Source organism: Ensifer sp. (assembly GCF_035999185.1).
GTDB lineage: Bacteria > Pseudomonadota > Alphaproteobacteria > Rhizobiales > Rhizobiaceae > Ensifer.
Genome location: NZ_DASYHB010000047.1, coordinates 1 through 16291 on the forward strand (window position 1 = coordinate 1; position 16291 = coordinate 16291).

Genomic DNA, 16291 nt, shown 5'->3' on the forward strand with positions numbered 1-16291 from the left:
CGGCGGCAGCCGGCTGCTCGTCCTCTTTCTGGCAACCGGAAAGAAGAATCGCGGTTGCCAAGGCGGCGGCCAGTGTCGGTCGGTTCATACGCATAGCGATGTCCATATTCGGTGGCCGCAGGCAGCCGGTGCGTCTTGCAAGGGGCCCGTGCGGTCCGGAAGTGAAGGGAAGCGGAACCGGTATCGGCTTGGGAAAATACCGGAAAGCTAATATACAAACACAAATGTATGTTAAATCGCGCTGCAGCGCAACAGAGTCATGGCGGACGGCGAATCAAAAAATAAATGAGCCGCCACAGTGGTTTAGTCCCGTGGCGGCTGATTTTCACAGAGCTGTGATGGGCGACCGGCCCCGGTATGGATCAGGCGAGGACGCGGTCGTCGGCGCCGAAACGGTGCATCGCGCCGACCATCGGCGTGGCATAGACGATGTCGTCGGGCGCATAGCGGTGTTCGCCGAAGAGCCGGACGGTGATGGTGCCGACATGTTCGGAATCGATATAGACGATGGTGTCGGCGCCCAGGTGTTCGACATGCGCCACCTTGCCCTTCCAGTCGCCGCTCTCGCGAGACAACGCCATATGTTCGGGGCGTATGCCGATCGTCTTGGCGCTGGCGTCGCCGAGCCGCGCGCCGTCGATGAAGTTCATCTGCGGCGAACCGATGAAGCCGGCAACGAAGATGTTGGCGGGCCGATTGTAGAGATCCATCGGCGAGCCGATCTGCTCGATCTGGCCGGCATTGAGGACGACGATCTTGTCGGCGAGCGTCATCGCCTCCACCTGGTCGTGGGTCACGTAGATCATCGTCGCCTTCAGGCTGCGATGCAGCCTGGCGATCTCGAGCCGGGTGTTGACGCGCAGCGCCGCATCGAGGTTCGACAGCGGTTCGTCGAACAGGAAGAGCTTCGGTTCGCGCACGATCGCGCGCCCGATTGCCACACGCTGGCGCTGGCCGCCGGAAAGTTCGGCCGGGCGACGGGCGAGGTAGGGGTCGAGTGACAGCATGCTTGCGGCCTTGCTGACCTTGTCCTCGATCTCCGCCTTCGGCTTGCCGGCCTGCTTGAGGCCAAGCCCCATATTGTCCTTCACCGAGAGGTGCGGATAGAGCGCGTAGGACTGAAAGACCATGGCGATCCCACGCTTGGCCGGTGCGACGTGCCCGACTTCGGTGCCGTCGATCTGCACGCTGCCCGAGGTCGCGTCCTCAAGGCCGGCGATGGTGCGCAGCAAGGTCGACTTGCCGCAGCCGGACGGGCCGACGAAGATGACGAATTCGCCGTCCTTTACCTCGAGGTCGATGCCCTTCAGCACCTCATGGCTACCATAGGCCTTGCGGATGGATTTGAGTTGAAGCGATCCCACCTGGTTGCCCCCTTTAGAGTTTGACTGGTCTGCCGGTGCGCACGCTCTCGTCTGCGGCAAGGCAGATGCGGAGCGACTGGACGGCATCGTTCATGTGACGGTCGAGGTCGATGTCTTCACGGATGGCCTTCAGCACATAGGCCTGTTCGCGGTCGCAGAGTTCCTGGTGGCCGGGCTCGCCGTCCATCTTCAGGTCCTCGTCGGCTTTCAGGAAGCGGCCGTCCGGGCCGGTTTCGGCATTGTGCAGCCGGATCACCGCGGTCTTGGTGTGCATGTCGATGTCGTCGGACTTGGCGTTCTGGTCCATGACGATCGAGACCGAGCCGTTCGGCGACATCACGTCCTTCACGAAGAAGGCGGTTTCCGAAATCATCGGCCCCCAGCCGGCTTCGTACCATCCGGCCGAACCATCCTCGAAGATCACCTGCAGGTGTCCGTAATTGTACATGTCCGGCGCGATCTCGTTGGAGAGGCGCAGGCCCATGCCGCGCACTTCCACCGGCTTGGCGTCGGTGATCTGGCACATGACGTCGACATAGTGCACGCCGCAGTCGACGATCGGCGACGTCGTCTTCATCAGCGACTTGTGCGTCTCCCAGGTCGGTCCACTCGACTGCTGGTTGAGGTTCATGCGAAACACGTAGGGACCGCCGAGCTTGCGTGCCTCGGCAATCAGCCGGATCCACGAGGGATGGTGGCGAAGGATGTAGCCGATCACCAGCTTGCGGCCGTGCTGCTTGGCAGCCGCGACGACGCGCTCGGCGTCGGCAACCGTGGTTGCGAGCGGCTTTTCGACAAAGACGTCGGCGCCGGCCTCGAACGCCATCACCGCGAAGTCCGCGTGGCTGTCCGAATAGGTGCAGATCGAGCAGAGATCCGGCTTCAGCTCGGCAAGTGCCGTTTTGAAATCGGGGTGGATCGTGTAGCCGCTCAGTTCCTCCGGCAACGGCACCTTCGAGCGATTGACGAGGCCGACGATCTCGAAGCCCGGATTGTTGTGATAGGCGAGCGCGTGGCTGCGCCCCATGTTGCCGAGCCCCGCAACGAGGACCCGAACCGGTTTGCTGCTTGCACTCACTTGACTGCTCCTGCCGTAATGCCGCGGATCAGCTGCCGCGAGAAGATGACGTAGAGGACGAGGACCGGAAGGATGGCGAGCGAGAGCGCTGCCAGAACCGCGTTCCAGTTGGTGACGAACTGGCCGATGAAGATCTGCGAACCGAGCGTCACGGTCTTGGTGGCTTCTGCCGGCGCCAGGATCAGCGGGAACCAGAGATCGTTCCAGATCGGGATCATCGTGAACACCGCGACCGTCGCCATGGCGGGCCGGACCAGCGGCAGCACCAGACGGAAGAAGATCGAGTATTCCGACAGCCCATCGATGCGCCCGGCATTCTTCAGGTCATCGGAGACCGTTCGCATGAACTCCGAGAGAATGAAGATCGCGAGCGGCAACCCTTGTGCCGTGTAGACGAGGATCAGCGCCGTCAGGGTGTTGACGAGGTTGGCAGCGACCATCCCTTGAAGGATGGCGACGGTGCCGAGCCGGATCGGGATCATGATGCCGATCGCCAGATAAAGGCCCATCAGCGTGTTGCCACGGAAGCGGTACTCCGACAGCGCGAAGGCGGCCATCGCCCCGAACAAGAGCACCAGCGCGATCGAGACGATCGTGACGATGAAGCTGTTCTGGAAGTAGGTGGCGAAATCACCCTGCCCGAGGACGGTCTGGTAGCCGATCAGGCTGAAGGTCTGCGGCGTCGGGATCGTCAACGGCGCCCGGAAGATCGCATTGCGATCCTTGAACGAGTTGATGATCGTCAGGAACACCGGGAACAGCGACACGAGCGTGTAGGCGATCAGCGCCACATGCACGAAGCCGGTGCGGAGAATGGAATCGCGTGCTTTCGACATCGCCGGTCTCCTTAGAACTGGTAGCGGCGCATGCGGCGCTGAATGACGAACAGGTAGAGCGACACGCCGGCAAGGATGATCAGGAACATCACCGTGGCGATGGTCGCGCCCATCGAGCGGTCACCGAGCTGCAGCTGGAAGCCGAAGAAGGTGCGGTAGAGCAGCGTGCCGAGAATGTCGGTCGAGCCATCAGGGCCGGCAAGCGCGCCCTGCACCGTGTAGACCAGGTCGAAGGCGTTGAAGTTGCCGACGAAGGTCAGGATCGAGATGATGCCGATGGCCGGCAGGATCAGCGGCAGCTTGATCTTCCAGAACTGGCTCCAGCCGGTGACGCCGTCGCATTCGGCGGCCTCGATCACCTCGTCGGGAATGTTGAGCAGCGCGGCATAGATCAGCATCATCGGGATGCCGACATATTGCCAGACCGAAATCAGCGACACGGCGATCAGCGCCGAACCGGGCTTTCCGAGCCAGGGCGCAAACATCGACTTCAGGCCGACAAGATCAAGCATCCACGGGGCGACGCCCCAGATCGGCGACAGGATCAGCTTCCAGATGAAGCCGACGATCACGAAGGAGAGCAGCGTCGGCAGGAAGATCGCGGTGCGATAGAAAGTGACGAAGCGAAGCTTCGGGATCGACAGCATCGCGGCGAGCGCAACCCCGATCGGGTTCTGCACGCACATGTGAATGATGAAGAAGAGGACGTTGTTCTTCAGCGCGTTCCAGAAGTCGTGCGCCCAGCGCTCGTCGCCGAACAGTGTCTGGAAATTGGCGAGGCCAACGAAGGTCGACTGGCCGTCAACGGTGTTGAACAGCGACAGCCGGAGCGTCTCGATCAAAGGCAGGATCATGACCGCCGAATAGATCAGGAAGGCCGGCAGCAGGAAGACGAGGATGTGCCAGCGTTTCGGCCGCCTTGCGGTCGGCTGTCCGTCTTGCACTGAAAGAGCGTCACTCATTGGTCCATCCGTTTCTAAAGACCGGTTCCCCAGACAATCACAATTGCGATCACGATGCGCTCCGACGCCACACGGCCGGTCTCGCCGTATGCCATCTGCCCTTGGTGGGGGCTCATGACGAAGGTTAAGTCTATCGCGTTCTTTTGCAAACGACTGCGTCGGTGGCCTCCCACTCTGGGAGGCCGGTGACGCTTCGGCTGGGGGAGTGCCACATCCGGCATGTCGCCCCGCCCGGTCCCTGCCCGCATCCCTGGGATCATGCGATCCGAGGTGCTGTTTGCGCGTCCGTGACGCGCGGTGGGGAGGGCCGACCCTCCCCCGGCAAGGGGAGGGAACCTGTTGCGCTTACGTCAGTCTTACTTCGCCGGCTTGTACCAGCCGTCGAGGCCCTTCTGCAGCTTTTCGGCAGCAACCTCCGGCGTATCCGTGCCGTTGATCACGTTGGCCGATTCGACCCAGGTTTCGTTTTCGAGGTTCGGCGTGCCGCGCGACAGGATCTGGTAGGTCGAGCGGATCGTCGGCTTGCACTTTTCGCGCCAGGAGACGAATTCCTGAGCGAGCGGATCGGCCATCTTCACCGGGGTCGAGTTCAGGCTGAAGAAGCCCGGCAGCGCGTTGGCGTAGATTTCGGCGAATTCCGGCGACGAAATCCAGGTCAGGAGCTTCTTGGCTTCTTCGGCATGCGGGCTCTTGGCGTTCAGGCCGACACCGATGTCGTTGTGGTCCGAGATGTAGCAAGCGTCGCCGGCGTTCTTAACCGGAGGCGGGAAGGCGCCCATCTTGAACTGGGCCTGGGTGTTGAACAGGCCGATTTCCCACGAGCCGGCCGGGTAGATGGCAGCGCGGCCGAGCGTGAAGAGGTTCTGGCTGTCCGGGTAGGTCTGGGCTTCGAAACCGTCGCCGAGGTAGTCCTTCCACTTGGCCAGCACCTTGTAGGGTTCGACCCAGGCAGCGTCGGTCAGCTTCTCTTCGCCCTTGATCAGCTTGGCGCGGCCTTCTTCACCCTTCCAGTAGGTCGGGCCGATGTTCTGGTAGCCCATGGTCGCGGCTTCCCAGAGATCCTTGGTGCCCATCGCCATCGGGATGTAGTTGCCGTCGGCCTTGATCTTGTCGAGGGCTGCGAAGAATTCCGCTTCCGTCGTCGGGATCTGGATGCCGAGCTGGTCGAAGGCGTCCTTGTTGTAGATGAAGCCGTGGATGACCGAAGCCATCGGCACGCAGAAGGTGGCCGAGCCATCGTCCGTCGTCCAGGCGGACTTGGCAACCGGCGAGAAGTTCTCCATGCCCGGAAGTGCCGTGAGGTCGGCCAGGTGCTTCTTGTTGTAGAGTTCGAGCGAGGCGTCGAACGGACGGCAGGTGATGAGGTCGCCTGCGGAACCGGCGTCGAGCTTGGCGTTGAGTGCGGCGTTGTACTCGGTCGGCGCCGTCGGGGCGAACTTGACCTTGATGCCCGGGTTCTTGGCTTCGAAGGCCGGGATCAGCTTTTCCTGCCAGATGGCGAGGTCGTCGTTGCGCCAGCTTTCGATGGTCAGCGTCACGTCCTCGGCGTGCGCCAGACCGGCCGAGCCGAGAATGCTCGACGCAAGCAGCAGCCCCTTGATAGTCGTACGGGTCATTTAGCTTCTCCCTCTTATGTGCGCCGTTTTGGCGCGGTTTGAATCCCAGTCTTTTGTCAGGCCGAGACGATGTCGATCGCCCGGCGCAGATTCTGCTTGGTCTCTTTCAGAGCTGCCTCCGCCGCCGTGACGTCCTTCGCGCCCGAGGCGAGAAGTATCGCTACCTTGACCGAGCCTGAGGCCATGGTGATGAGCCGGCCGGCCTCGGCGGCGCTGATACCGGTAATGTCGGTGACGATGCGGATTGCGCGGCCGTGCAGCTTGATGTTGTCGGCGCGCAGGTTGACCATGTGGCCGTCGAGCACGTGGCCGAGATGAATGCCGACCAGAGTCGAAAACATGTTGAAGGCGATCTTCTGCGCCGTGCCGGCACCCATGCGGGTCGAGCCGGAGATCACTTCCGGCGGCGTCTGCAGGAGGATCGCGACATCGGCGTCCTTGAAGAGCGCTGCGCCCGGATTGTTGGCGACGGCGATCACCTTGGCGCCGAGCTTGCGAGCCTCGTCGGCCGCCGCGAGTGCGTAAGGCGTGGAGCCGCTGGCGGAAACCGAAACCAGACAGTCGCCCGCGCCGAGGCCGGCCTTGCGAACGTCCTCGCGCGCCAGATTCATATCGTCTTCGTAGCCGCCGGCAAGGTCGGCGAGGCTGGCAGCGCCACCGGCGAGCAGAATGACGATCTGATCCTGGGCAATACCATAGGTGCCGGGCAGTTCGAGCGCATCGGCCATCGCCATCAGCCCGGAGCTGCCGGCGCCGGCATAGGCGAGACGCCGGCCGGACGAAAGGCTTTCCGCCGCGATCGAGGCGGCCGCGGAGATCGACTCAATTGCGCCATCAACCGCCTTGGCGGCGGCCTGTTGCCCGGATGCGAGCATGCGAAGCGCTAGCGCCGGATGCATGAGATCCAGGCCCTTGGCGTTGTCGTGACGCTCTTCGGTCTTCACTGACGGCATGGGTCGTGTCTCCTCTCGGTTGAAATTAATGCCAAAAAAATACCAATTGTCCAGCGGAATTTAACTTTTGGCGTCCGAAAAAACAAATCAGCTAAATTAGCCTATAAAATTCAACGTATTGCAATGAAATCGAAAGTGCGGATGGATTCAGGCTTGGTTATTGGTATTTTTTTGGTATCCTCAATGTGCGGAGGTGCTCATGACAAATTACCTGATAGGAATCGACGGCGGCGGAACGAGCTGCCGGGCTGCCGTGGCTTCGGTCGATGGACGCATCCTCGGGCGCGGCAAGGCAGGGGCTGCCAATATCCTGACCGATCCGGAAACGGCACTCGCCAACATTACGGAAGCCTCACGCGCCGCATTCGAAGAGGCTGGCCTCGATCCCCAGGGCATAGCGTCAGCAAAGGCAATCGTCGGCGTGGCCGGACACAATGTTGGCGATGCCGTTCACTACGTGAAGCGCCGCCTGCCGTTTGCCGCCGCGGATATCGAATCGGACGGCCTGATCGCGTTTCAGGGCGCGCTCGGCAATCAGGATGGCGCGGTCGCCATCCTTGGCACCGGCACCATCTATATCCTGCGCCAGGGCGAGGCCGTGAGCTATATCGGCGGCTGGGGCTTTACCATCGGCGATCACGGCAGCGGCGCACGCATCGGCCACGCGCTTCTCCAGGAAAGCCTGCTTGCCTTCGATAACATACGTGAAGGCTCTGATGTCACCGCATCCGTCATGGCAGAGTTCAACGATGATCCGCGCGATGTCGTCGATTTTGCCCGACTGGCAAAGCCCGGCGAATTCGGTCGCTATGCTCCGCGTGTCTTCGAAGGGGCTGTTGCCGGCGATCCCGTTGCCGTGCGCATCCTGAAGGCCGCAGCCCTCACCGTGGACGAAGCGCTCGACGTTGTGGTCGCACGGGGAAGCGAGAGGCTTTGCCTGCTTGGCGGACTGGCGCCGCTTTATCGCCCGTGGCTTTCTGAACGCCACCAGAAGCTCATCGTGGAAGCGGAAGCCGATGCGCTGACCGGGGCCGTCGCGGTTGCCGCGCAGCGCTTCGGTGCTCAGGCGAGGGCAGGCGCATGACGCATCAGCTCGCATCCATTCTGCCGCTCGAGGGCCTGCAGTCCGGAGGCTCGGGCCCGCTCTATCTGAAACTGCGCCAATCGCTCGAAGATGCGATCCAGTCGGGCAAGCTCAATCATGGCGACGCGCTGCCGCCGGAGCGCGACCTTGCCGACTACGCCAATATCAGCCGCGTGACCGTGCGCAAGGCGGTGGACGATCTCGTCCGCGACGGACTGCTGGTTCGTCGCCACGGTTCGGGCACCTTCGTCGTCAAACCGGTCTCCAAGGTACAGCAGTCGCTGTCGCGTCTCACCTCGTTTACGGAAGACATGGCCCGCCGCGGCCTCAACACGCACGCCCGCTGGCTGGAGCGCGGCCTGTTCCATCCCTCGCCTGACGAGATGATGGCGCTCGGTCTGCCCGCGGATTCGCTGGTTGCCCGCCTTGGCCGCCTGCGCATTGCCGACGACATGCCGCTTGCAATCGAGCGCGCCAGCATTTCGGCCGAGTTTCTGCCTGATCCGCTGGCCGTCACCTCGTCGCTCTATTCGGCGCTCGACAAGACGCGCTCGCGCCCGGTTCGCGCCGTACAGCGCATTTCTGCCTGCAACATCAAGGATCCGGATGCCTCGATGCTCGGCGTTGCCGTCGGCTCGGCCGGCCTTTCCATCGAACGTGTCTCCTATCTCGCATCGGGACGCGTCGTCGAATTCACCCGCTCGCTCTACCGGGGCGATGCCTATGACTTTGTCGCGGAACTGACGCTGTCGGAATCCTAAGTGCGACGGCCCCGCCAAGAAAGGAATTGACCATGCAGACCAACATGCGCCGAGAAATCGACGAGATCCCCGAAGCCGCAGCGCGCCTGCTGGAGCGTTCCGCCGATCAACTGAAGGCCGCGGGCGCGGCTCTGCGCGCCAAGGATCCTGCCTTCCTGGTCACGATCGCCCGTGGCTCGTCCGACCATGCAGCACTCTTCCTGAAATACGCGATCGAGTTGCAGGCCGGTCGCCCGGTCGCCTCGCTCGGCCCGTCGCTCGCCTCGATCTATGGCGCCAAGCTGAAGCTCGGCGGTGCAGCGGCCATCGCGATTTCGCAATCCGGCAAGAGCCCCGACATCGTCGCCATGGCACAGGCCGCAACCGATGCCGGCGCGGTCTCCATCGCGCTCACCAACACGCTGCCCTCGCCGATTTCGGAGGCCTGCACCAACCCGCTCGACATTCTCGCCGGCCCAGAAATCGCGGTCGCCGCTACCAAGTCCTACGTCAACTCGATCGTTGCGGGCCTTGCCGTGCTCGGCGAGTGGACCGGCGACGCCGACCTCAAGCGCGCGGTCGCCGATCTGCCCAACCAGTTTGCCAAGGCGGTGAAGCTCGACTGGCAGGCCTTTGCCGACGATCTGGGCGAGGCCGAATCGCTCTACGTGCTCGGCCGCGGCCCGGCACTGGCGATCGCCAGCGAAGCCGCACTCAAGTTCAAGGAAACCTCGGGCATGCATGCGGAAGCCTATTCGGCCGCCGAAGTGCTGCACGGTCCGGTGGCGCTGGTCGGCGCCAAGTTCCCGGTGCTGACGCTTGCTGCGCGCGACGCCGCGGAAACCTCGGTTGCCGGCATTGCCGACGGCATGGCGGAAAAGGGCGCGGTGGTGCATGTTACATCCGGTCTTGCTGCCAAGGCCAAGCGCCTGCCGTTCGTCGAGACGGGCCATCCGATCACGGACGCGCTGACGCTGATCCTGCCGTTTTACGGCTTTGTCGAGGCCTGGTCGCGCTCGCGCGGTCTCAACCCCGACGCGCCGGCGAGCCTCAAGAAGGTGACGGAGACGAGATGAGCGAGAGGAAGGCAATCACCGGCGCCCGCCTGTTCGACGGCGTCGAATGGCACGATGGTTGCGCCCTCGTGATCGAGGCGGGCCGCGTCAAGGCGATCGTGGCTGCGGCTGACGCTCCGGCTGATGCCGAAAAAGTCGATGCGCACGGCATGCTGCTCGTGCCGGGCTTCATCGATCTGCAGGTCAATGGCGGCGGCGGCGCGCTTCTCAATGAGGAGCCGACCGTCGAGAGCATCCGGCAGATCTGTTCGGCCCATGCCAAGTTCGGCACCACGGCGCTTCTGCCGACGCTGATCACCGACACGCGCGAGGTTCGCGCCGCAACGATCAAGGCCGGCCTTGAAGCGAAGGCACAAAACGTGCCGGGCTTCCTCGGACTTCATCTCGAAGGCCCGCATCTTTCGGTCGCGCGCAAGGGCGCGCACGATCCAAAGCTGATCCGCCCGATGGATGACGCCGATCTCGCCGAGATGCTCGACTGCGCCAAGGCGCTTGGTGTGCTGATGGTGACGGTTGCACCGGAGAACGCCACGAAGGAGCAGGTGCGAGCACTTGCCGATGCCGGCGCCGTCGTCAGCCTCGGCCATACGGATGTCGGTTATGACACTGCCGTTGCCTATGCCAAGGCGGGCGCCCGCACGGTCACGCATCTGTTCAACGCCATGAGCGGTCTTGGCCATCGCGAGCCCGGCGTCGTTGGCGCCGCACTTTCCACCGGCACGCTGCATGCGGGGCTGATCGCCGATGGCTACCACGTGGAGCCCGCCTCCATGGGCGTGGCGTTGCGTGCGAAGGTTGGTCCCGGCCAGATCTTCCTCGTCACCGACGCCATGTCGCCGATCGGTACCGACATGAAGAGCTTCCAGCTGAATGGCCGTGAGATCTTGCGCGAAGGCGGTCGACTGACGCTTGCCGACGGCACGCTTGCCGGCGCCGACATCGACATGCTGTCGTCGGTCCGCTTCGTGCACGAGAAGCTGGGCCTGCCCGTCGAGGAAGCGCTGCGCATGGCTTCCGCCTATCCGGCCGACGCCATGGGGATTGCCACCCACAAGGGACGCCTGAAGCCCGGCGCGGATGCCGATTTCGTGCTGTTGACGCCGGAACTCGCCATGGGCTCCACCTGGATCGGCGGCACCAAGGTCTACACGGCCTGACCGGCAGACCTAGCAATTGCCACCAAATAAAAGCCCCGGACAGCGCAATCGCTTTCCGGGGCTTAATCATTTCGGGCAGCGGCTACAGTGCGCCCCGCGATTTTTGAGAGGCGCGACATCATCAGCATGTTAGCGGGACGCGAGCTTCGCCTTCATCGCCCGCACCGTCGCGACATCGGTGCGGCGCCGTTCGGCCGAGACGAAGCCCATGTCGACAAGTCGCCGATCGTGAGCCGGCTCACCAATAGAGCACGAGGAGTGAACCTCCTTCACGGTCACCCGCTCAAGGAGTGCGTCGACGGTATTGAGCGTGACACCGGACCCCGGCATCACCGATAGCCTTCCTTTTGCGAGCGCGACAATTTCGGCGAGCTGATCGGCTGCCTGCGGCGCGCTTCTTTCGCCGCCCGAGGTGAGGATGCGCTCGAAACCGAGTTCGACGGCAATCTCCACCGCCTCGCCGAATTCCGGAACGAGGTCGAAAGCGCGGTGCAGCGTCATGCCAAGTCCGGCCGCGTGCCCGGTCAGCTTGGTCAGCATCGCCGCATCGAGGCTGCCGTCGGCAAGGGAGGCGCCGAGCACCACGCCGGCGAGACCGGCCGCACGCGCCGCGTCGATATCGCGCCGCATCACGTCGAGATCCCCGGTCGAGAAGACGAAATCGCCCGGCCGCGGCCGGATCATCGCGTAGACGGGCACGGCCGGCGGGCCGGCCAGCGCCATCAGCCCGGGGTTGGGCGTCAGGCCACCGACGGAGAGGGCTGCGCAGAGTTCGATCCGGTCGGCGCCGCCCTCGATCGCAGCGTAAAGCCCGTCGGCGTCATCGACGCAGACTTCCAGTTTGATGTCACTCATGCTTTTTCCTCTCCGAGGCCGAGCAGTGCGGCGCCGATCAGGCCGGGCTCGACCCGACATTCGCCGCGCACCACCAGCGGGCGGTTGAATTGTCTCAGAACCCGGCTACGCACCGTTTTATCGATTTCGGCGAGCAATTCGTCGGAATTCGACAGACCGCCGCCGACCGGCACGATGGTCGCGCCGGTGATGTTGATCACGAGCGCGAGCGGCGAGCTGACCAGATCGACGAGGAGCTCGACCGTGCGCTTCGCCTCCGCATCGCCTGCCTGCCACGCTTCGATGATCTCATGGCTCGACAGCGTTTTGCCATGCGCCGTCTGGTGCAGGCGCTCCAGACCACGCGCACCGCCGACCGTATCGACGCAACGCCGTTGGCCGCAGCCGCAGTCATAGGGCGGAATGGCAATCGGCGGGTTGCCGGCCTCGGCCGCGATCGCCGGTCCGTGCCCCCACTCGCCGGCAAAGCCACCGTCGGCGTTGATCAGCTGGCCATCGATCACCAGGCCGCCACCGACACCGGTGCCGAGGATTGCACCGAAGACGATACGGTGGCCGCGACCGGCGCCGGCGCCTGCTTCAGCCAGCGCAAAACAATCGGCGTCGTTGGCGATCCTGACCGGCAGGTGCAGCGCCGCTTCGAGTTCGGCCACCAGTTCGCGCCCGTCAATGCAGGGAATGTTGGCGCATTTGATCCGTCGCGTCTCCGGATCGATGACGCCGGTGATCGAGATCGCCACGCAGTCCGGGTGGCCGCCGGCTTCGTCGAGCACCGATTCGAGAACCTCGACGAACTGGCTGAAGTTGGTGAGCGGGGTTGCTCGACGGGGCAGCGGGAAGATCCGCTCGCGCGAATGCACGATCGCCCCCTTGATCGCCGAGCCGCCGATGTCGAAACAGACGATCATGCCTCACCCCGGATGATCGCTTCGGCGGAAAGCGCGACCGAAAGCAACCGGTCGTCCTGGTGATGCGGGGCGGCAAGCTGGAGGCCCACGGGCATCTCGGCTGCTCCCAGCCCGCAGGGAATGGAGACGCCGCAGAAGTCCAGGAAATTGCCGATCGAGGTGTTGCGCAACGTCTTGGCATTGGTCTTGAAGAACAGCTCGTCGTCTGCAATCAGCGGCGCGATCGGCGGGGCCACATGCGGCAGCGTCGGATGGGCGATGAGCTCGTTGGGCTTCAGACTCTCCACGGTTTCATGGATCAGCTGGTCGCGGGCGTCGAGCAGGGCGATGTAGTCGGGCATGGTGATCTTTTCGCCGAGCCGTGTTCGCGCGACGACCCGCGGGTCCATGGCGTTGGCTTCGGGTCCGGCGAGCCGCTGGCGGTGAAGCGCGTAGGCTTCCGCCGTCACCAGCGCACCGTGGCGGGCCATCAGCCCGAAGATGGCGGAGAAACTCGGGAAAGCGCGCCGGCTGATGGTGACGCCGGCCTTTTCGAGCCGCTTGATCGCATCCTCGAAGGCTTCGACCACCTCCGGTTCCGCATCATCGAACACCACTGTTTCGGGGATCACCAGCGCGACGCCCGAAAGGTCGGCGCGGCGCACGGTCGGTGCCGTCAGCCCACGCATGGCAGCGTCGACCCAGACTGCGTCCTGAACCGTATGGCAGAGCGGCCCGAGCGAATCCAGGCTTTCCGCCAGCGGAAAGATGCCCTTCATGGCGTAGCGGCCGCGGGTCGCCTTGTAGCCGACGATACCGGTGAATGCCGCGGGGATGCGAACCGATCCGCCGGTGTCGGTGCCGATGGCCGCTGGCACCAGCCTGGCCGCAACGGCCGCGCCCGCGCCTGCGGACGAACCGCCCGGAATGCGTTCGACGTCGGTCGCGGCGGGATTTCTCGGTGTTCCGTAGTGTGGGTTGATGCCGAGGCCGGAGAAGGCGAACTCGCTCAAATTGGTGCGCCCGACACTGACCATGCCGGCAGCCGCGACGGCCGCGACAACAGGCGCGTCGGTTGTTGCCGGGGCGTTCGTTTTCAAAACCGTCGAGCCGGCGGTTGTCACGCTGCCGGCCATGTCGAACAGGTCTTTCCAGGCAACCGGCAGACCGTCGAGCAGGCCGAACGACCGGCCCGCCTTGAGCCGGCGCGATGCGGCCTCGGCATCGCGCTTCGCACGATCACGCGTAAGCTCGGTGAAGATGGCATGGTCGCCATGCGCATTGATGGCCTGATAGGTTTGCTCGGCGAGATCGACGGGGTCCAGCTTGCCCTCCTGCACGAGCACCGAGAGGCTGGCGAGTGTTGTTGGTCTTGTCATGTCATCCTCCGCGCGTCACCGTCATTGCCTGTCGTCGGCAATCACCCACGTGTTCTAGAATATCGCCGCCATTGGCGTTTTCCATGCTCGACATAGACCAGTCGGATGAATCTTGCATAAAGACGCTGGCCGTGCCGGGAATGCCTTGTCGGCGGAAGCGCCTCTGCCTACATGCGTCATCGAACCCTGTCCCATACTGGAGAGCGATGATGATACTGGACGCGGCACGGCTTTCGCTTGCCAATCTGCTTGCGCCGGAGACCCGCTCGGTCTTCTGGAAGGTGCTTGGGCTGACGATCCTCGCGCTCGTCGCGCTCTGGTTTGCCGTGCGCGAACTGTTCGTCTGGCTGGCGCTGCCGTGGATCGACACACTGATGCCGGGCACGCCCGTATGGGCCGGCTGGCTCACATTTGTCGTCGGCATCTTCGCGAGCCTTGGACTGGCGCTGGCGTTGGCGCTGCTTCTGGCTCCTGTCACCGCCCTGATTGCCGGCTTTTTTCTCGACGACGTCGCCGAGGTTATCGAGAAGCGGGACTATCCGAACGAGCCGCAGGGCCGGCCGTTGCCGCTCGGCGAGGCGATTGCCGGATCGCTGAAGTTCCTCGGCGTCGTCATCCTCGGCAACCTGGTGGCGCTTTTCCTGCTGCTCGTTCCGGGCGTCAATCTCGTCGCCTTCTTTCTCGTCAACGGCTATCTGCTCGGACGGGAATTCTTCGAGTTCGCGGCGATGCGTTATCGCCCGCCGGCCGAGGCGCGGCTCTTCCGCGCCAAGCATCGCTCGACGGTGTTTCTCGCCGGCCTTCTGCTTGCGGCTTTCCTGGCGGTGCCCTTCATCAACCTGCTGACACCGCTTTTTGCTGCGGGATTGATGGTCCATCTGCACAAAAGGCTCTCGGCAAAGGATCCTGGATTTTCGCTGGCGGGCGGCGCTGCCGCGAGGGCGTAAAGCAGTTTGCTTGACTTGACACTCGCCATGGCCAATCTGCCGGCAAATGGAGTTTGCGGACATGAGCAAGACGGACGAACGGATCACCCATCTCGAGGAAACGGTGGCCCACCAGGCAAAGACCATCGAGGAGCTTTCCGATCAGCTCGCCGAGCAATGGAAGGTGGTGGAGCAGACGCGCGCCAAGCTCGACCGGCTGACCGAGCGTTTTCTGTCGCTCGAGGAGCAATCGCTCGAAGCGCCGGCGATCACGAGGCCGCCGCATTATTGAGCCGGGTACAGCGACAAGACGAGAAAAGAAAAAGGCCGCCGGTCGAACGAACCGGCGGCCTTTCTGTTACCTGACGGCGAGCCTTAGTAGGGGCAGGCTTCGTCGCTCATGTAGTCGTGAACCTGGACCTTGCCGGCAATGATTTCGGCTTTCACCTTTTCCACCGCATCGAGCATTTCGGGCGTGACCAGAGCCTTGTTGTTGTCGTCGAGCGCGTAGCCGACGCCATCTTCCTTGAGGCCGAGGTTGGAAATGCCGAACTCGAACTTGTCGTTCTTGGCAGCCGTGAAGGCTTCATAGACGGCGACGTCGACGCGCTTCAGCATCGAGGTCAGAACCTTGCCCGGCTGCAGGCCGTTCTGGTTCGAATCGACACCGATGCCGAGCTTGCCGGCATCTGCCGCTGCCTGCAGGACGCCGACGCCCGTGCCGCCAGCGGCGTGGTAGACGACATCCGAACCCTGGTCGATCTGCGACTTGGCAATTTCGCCGCCCTTGACTGGGTCGTTCCAGGCGTCCGGCGTCGTGCCGGTGTAGGCTTCGAGAACCTTGACGTCAGCGCCGGTCGACTTGGCGCCGCCGACGTAGCCGCAGGCGAACTTGTGGATCAGCGGAACGTCCATGCCGCCGATGAAGCTGACGGTCTTCGACTTCGAAGCGAGACCAGCGAGAACGCCGACGAGGTAGGAGCCTTCCTGTTCCTTGAAGACGACCGATTTGACGTTCGGCTTCTCGACGACCATGTCGATGATCGCGAACTTGATATCCGGATATTCCGGCGCGATCTTCTCGAGCGAAGCCGCCCAGTTGAAGCCGGCCATGACGATCGGGCTGTTGCCGTCGCTGGCAAAGCGGCGCAGCGCCTGCTCGCGCTGTGCATCGTTGGCGATTTCGAACTCGCGGTATTCGACGCCCGTTTCCGTCTTGAACTTCTCGGCGCCGTTAAAGGCAGCCTCGTTGAAGGATTTGTCGAACTTGCCGCCGAGATCGTAGATGATCGCCGGCTTGATGTCGGCGGCCAGAGCCGTCGCGGACATCATCGAAAAGGCAAAGAGACCGAGAATGGTTTTTTTCATCGTGCAGCCC

The 16291-nt window shown here is 63.5% G+C and carries 16 protein-coding genes; 6 read left to right on the plus strand and 10 right to left on the minus strand.

Features of this window, described 5'->3' with window-relative positions; translation table 11 throughout:
- Positions 1–362: 362 nt before the first annotated feature.
- The 6 genes from VGO04_RS05195 to VGO04_RS05220 all read right to left on the minus strand — a co-directional run bounded on the left by VGO04_RS05195 (position 363) and on the right by VGO04_RS05220 (position 6809).
- Complete coding sequence (locus tag VGO04_RS05195) at positions 363–1364, minus strand: ABC transporter ATP-binding protein (RefSeq protein ID WP_327494898.1); 1002 nt, start codon at positions 1362–1364, stop codon at positions 363–365.
- 13 nt (positions 1365–1377) lie between these two features.
- Complete coding sequence (locus VGO04_RS05200) at positions 1378–2442, minus strand: Gfo/Idh/MocA family oxidoreductase (protein ID WP_327494899.1); 1065 nt, start codon at positions 2440–2442, stop codon at positions 1378–1380.
- Entirely contained in the window at positions 2439–3278 is an 840-nt protein-coding gene (locus VGO04_RS05205; RefSeq protein ID WP_327494900.1) for a carbohydrate ABC transporter permease, read from the minus strand. Before VGO04_RS05205 ends, VGO04_RS05200 begins: the two co-directional genes overlap by 4 nt.
- Before the next feature lie 11 nt (positions 3279–3289).
- Positions 3290–4240 (minus strand): sugar ABC transporter permease, encoded by a 951-nt coding sequence (locus tag VGO04_RS05210; RefSeq protein ID WP_327494901.1) that lies wholly within the window; start codon positions 4238–4240, stop codon positions 3290–3292.
- A 356-nt stretch (positions 4241–4596) separates the two neighbouring features.
- Positions 4597–5856, minus strand: coding sequence for an ABC transporter substrate-binding protein (locus VGO04_RS05215; protein ID WP_327494902.1), 1260 nt, complete (start codon positions 5854–5856; stop codon positions 4597–4599).
- Between the two features lie 56 nt (positions 5857–5912).
- On the minus strand, positions 5913–6809 hold the full coding sequence (locus VGO04_RS05220) for an N-acetylmuramic acid 6-phosphate etherase (RefSeq protein ID WP_327494903.1): 897 nt from the start codon (positions 6807–6809) through the stop codon (positions 5913–5915).
- A gap of 199 nt (positions 6810–7008) precedes the next feature.
- Here VGO04_RS05220 and VGO04_RS05225 point away from each other — a divergent pair, with 199 nt between their 5' ends.
- The 4 genes from VGO04_RS05225 to nagA are packed head-to-tail and all read left to right on the plus strand — an operon-like array spanning position 7009 to position 10866.
- Positions 7009–7893 (plus strand): N-acetylglucosamine kinase, encoded by an 885-nt coding sequence (locus tag VGO04_RS05225; protein ID WP_327494904.1) that lies wholly within the window; start codon positions 7009–7011, stop codon positions 7891–7893.
- Positions 7890–8654 carry a GntR family transcriptional regulator gene (locus tag VGO04_RS05230; RefSeq protein WP_327494905.1) on the plus strand — a complete coding sequence of 255 codons (765 nt, stop codon included), beginning with the start codon at positions 7890–7892 and terminating at the stop codon, positions 8652–8654. Before VGO04_RS05225 ends, VGO04_RS05230 begins: the two co-directional genes overlap by 4 nt.
- 32 nt (positions 8655–8686) lie before the next feature.
- Positions 8687–9709 (plus strand): SIS domain-containing protein, encoded by a 1023-nt coding sequence (locus VGO04_RS05235; protein WP_327494906.1) that lies wholly within the window; start codon positions 8687–8689, stop codon positions 9707–9709.
- Complete coding sequence (gene nagA / locus VGO04_RS05240; RefSeq protein WP_327494907.1) at positions 9706–10866, plus strand: N-acetylglucosamine-6-phosphate deacetylase; 1161 nt, start codon at positions 9706–9708, stop codon at positions 10864–10866. Before VGO04_RS05235 ends, nagA begins: the two co-directional genes overlap by 4 nt.
- A 129-nt stretch (positions 10867–10995) precedes the next feature.
- Here nagA and VGO04_RS05245 read toward each other — a convergent pair whose 3' ends face one another.
- From VGO04_RS05245 to VGO04_RS05255, 3 genes are read right to left on the minus strand one after another with little or no spacing between them, the layout of a single operon-like run.
- Positions 10996–11721 carry a copper homeostasis protein CutC gene (locus VGO04_RS05245; protein WP_327494908.1) on the minus strand — a complete coding sequence of 242 codons (726 nt, stop codon included), beginning with the start codon at positions 11719–11721 and terminating at the stop codon, positions 10996–10998.
- Complete coding sequence (locus VGO04_RS05250; protein ID WP_327494909.1) at positions 11718–12629, minus strand: ROK family protein; 912 nt, start codon at positions 12627–12629, stop codon at positions 11718–11720. The genes VGO04_RS05245 and VGO04_RS05250 overlap by 4 nt, the downstream gene beginning before the upstream one ends.
- Complete coding sequence (locus VGO04_RS05255; protein ID WP_327494910.1) at positions 12626–13987, minus strand: amidase; 1362 nt, start codon at positions 13985–13987, stop codon at positions 12626–12628. The genes VGO04_RS05250 and VGO04_RS05255 overlap by 4 nt, the downstream gene beginning before the upstream one ends.
- A 209-nt stretch (positions 13988–14196) precedes the next feature.
- Here VGO04_RS05255 and VGO04_RS05260 point away from each other — a divergent pair, with 209 nt between their 5' ends.
- The gene (locus tag VGO04_RS05260; RefSeq protein WP_327494912.1) at positions 14197–14934 is read left to right on the plus strand and encodes a sulfate transporter family protein; all 738 of its coding nucleotides are present in this window, start codon (positions 14197–14199) and stop codon (positions 14932–14934) included.
- Between the two features lie 61 nt (positions 14935–14995).
- Complete coding sequence (locus VGO04_RS05265) at positions 14996–15205, plus strand: SlyX family protein (RefSeq protein ID WP_327494911.1); 210 nt, start codon at positions 14996–14998, stop codon at positions 15203–15205.
- 83 nt (positions 15206–15288) lie between these two features.
- On the opposite strand, the gene VGO04_RS05270 is transcribed toward VGO04_RS05265, so the two are convergent.
- Complete coding sequence (locus VGO04_RS05270; RefSeq protein WP_327494913.1) at positions 15289–16281, minus strand: BMP family ABC transporter substrate-binding protein; 993 nt, start codon at positions 16279–16281, stop codon at positions 15289–15291.
- Positions 16282–16291 lie beyond the last annotated feature (10 nt).

Coding starts and splice junctions, on each gene's coding strand:
- VGO04_RS05205 (WP_327494900.1), bottom strand. CDS start 3,278: ATGTCGAAAGCACGCGATTCCATTCTCCGCACCGGCTTCGTGCATGTG.
- VGO04_RS05210 (WP_327494901.1), bottom strand. CDS start 4,240: ATGAGTGACGCTCTTTCAGTGCAAGACGGACAGCCGACCGCAAGGCGG.
- VGO04_RS05215 (WP_327494902.1), bottom strand. CDS start 5,856: ATGACCCGTACGACTATCAAGGGGCTGCTGCTTGCGTCGAGCATTCTC.
- VGO04_RS05220 (WP_327494903.1), bottom strand. CDS start 6,809: ATGCCGTCAGTGAAGACCGAAGAGCGTCACGACAACGCCAAGGGCCTG.
- VGO04_RS05225 (WP_327494904.1), top strand. CDS start 7,009: ATGACAAATTACCTGATAGGAATCGACGGCGGCGGAACGAGCTGCCGG.
- VGO04_RS05230 (WP_327494905.1), top strand. CDS start 7,890: ATGACGCATCAGCTCGCATCCATTCTGCCGCTCGAGGGCCTGCAGTCC.
- VGO04_RS05235 (WP_327494906.1), top strand. CDS start 8,687: ATGCAGACCAACATGCGCCGAGAAATCGACGAGATCCCCGAAGCCGCA.
- nagA (WP_327494907.1), top strand. CDS start 9,706: ATGAGCGAGAGGAAGGCAATCACCGGCGCCCGCCTGTTCGACGGCGTC.
- VGO04_RS05245 (WP_327494908.1), bottom strand. CDS start 11,721: ATGAGTGACATCAAACTGGAAGTCTGCGTCGATGACGCCGACGGGCTT.
- VGO04_RS05250 (WP_327494909.1), bottom strand. CDS start 12,629: ATGATCGTCTGTTTCGACATCGGCGGCTCGGCGATCAAGGGGGCGATC.
- VGO04_RS05255 (WP_327494910.1), bottom strand. CDS start 13,987: ATGACAAGACCAACAACACTCGCCAGCCTCTCGGTGCTCGTGCAGGAG.
- VGO04_RS05260 (WP_327494912.1), top strand. CDS start 14,197: ATGATACTGGACGCGGCACGGCTTTCGCTTGCCAATCTGCTTGCGCCG.
- VGO04_RS05265 (WP_327494911.1), top strand. CDS start 14,996: ATGAGCAAGACGGACGAACGGATCACCCATCTCGAGGAAACGGTGGCC.
- VGO04_RS05270 (WP_327494913.1), bottom strand. CDS start 16,281: ATGAAAAAAACCATTCTCGGTCTCTTTGCCTTTTCGATGATGTCCGCG.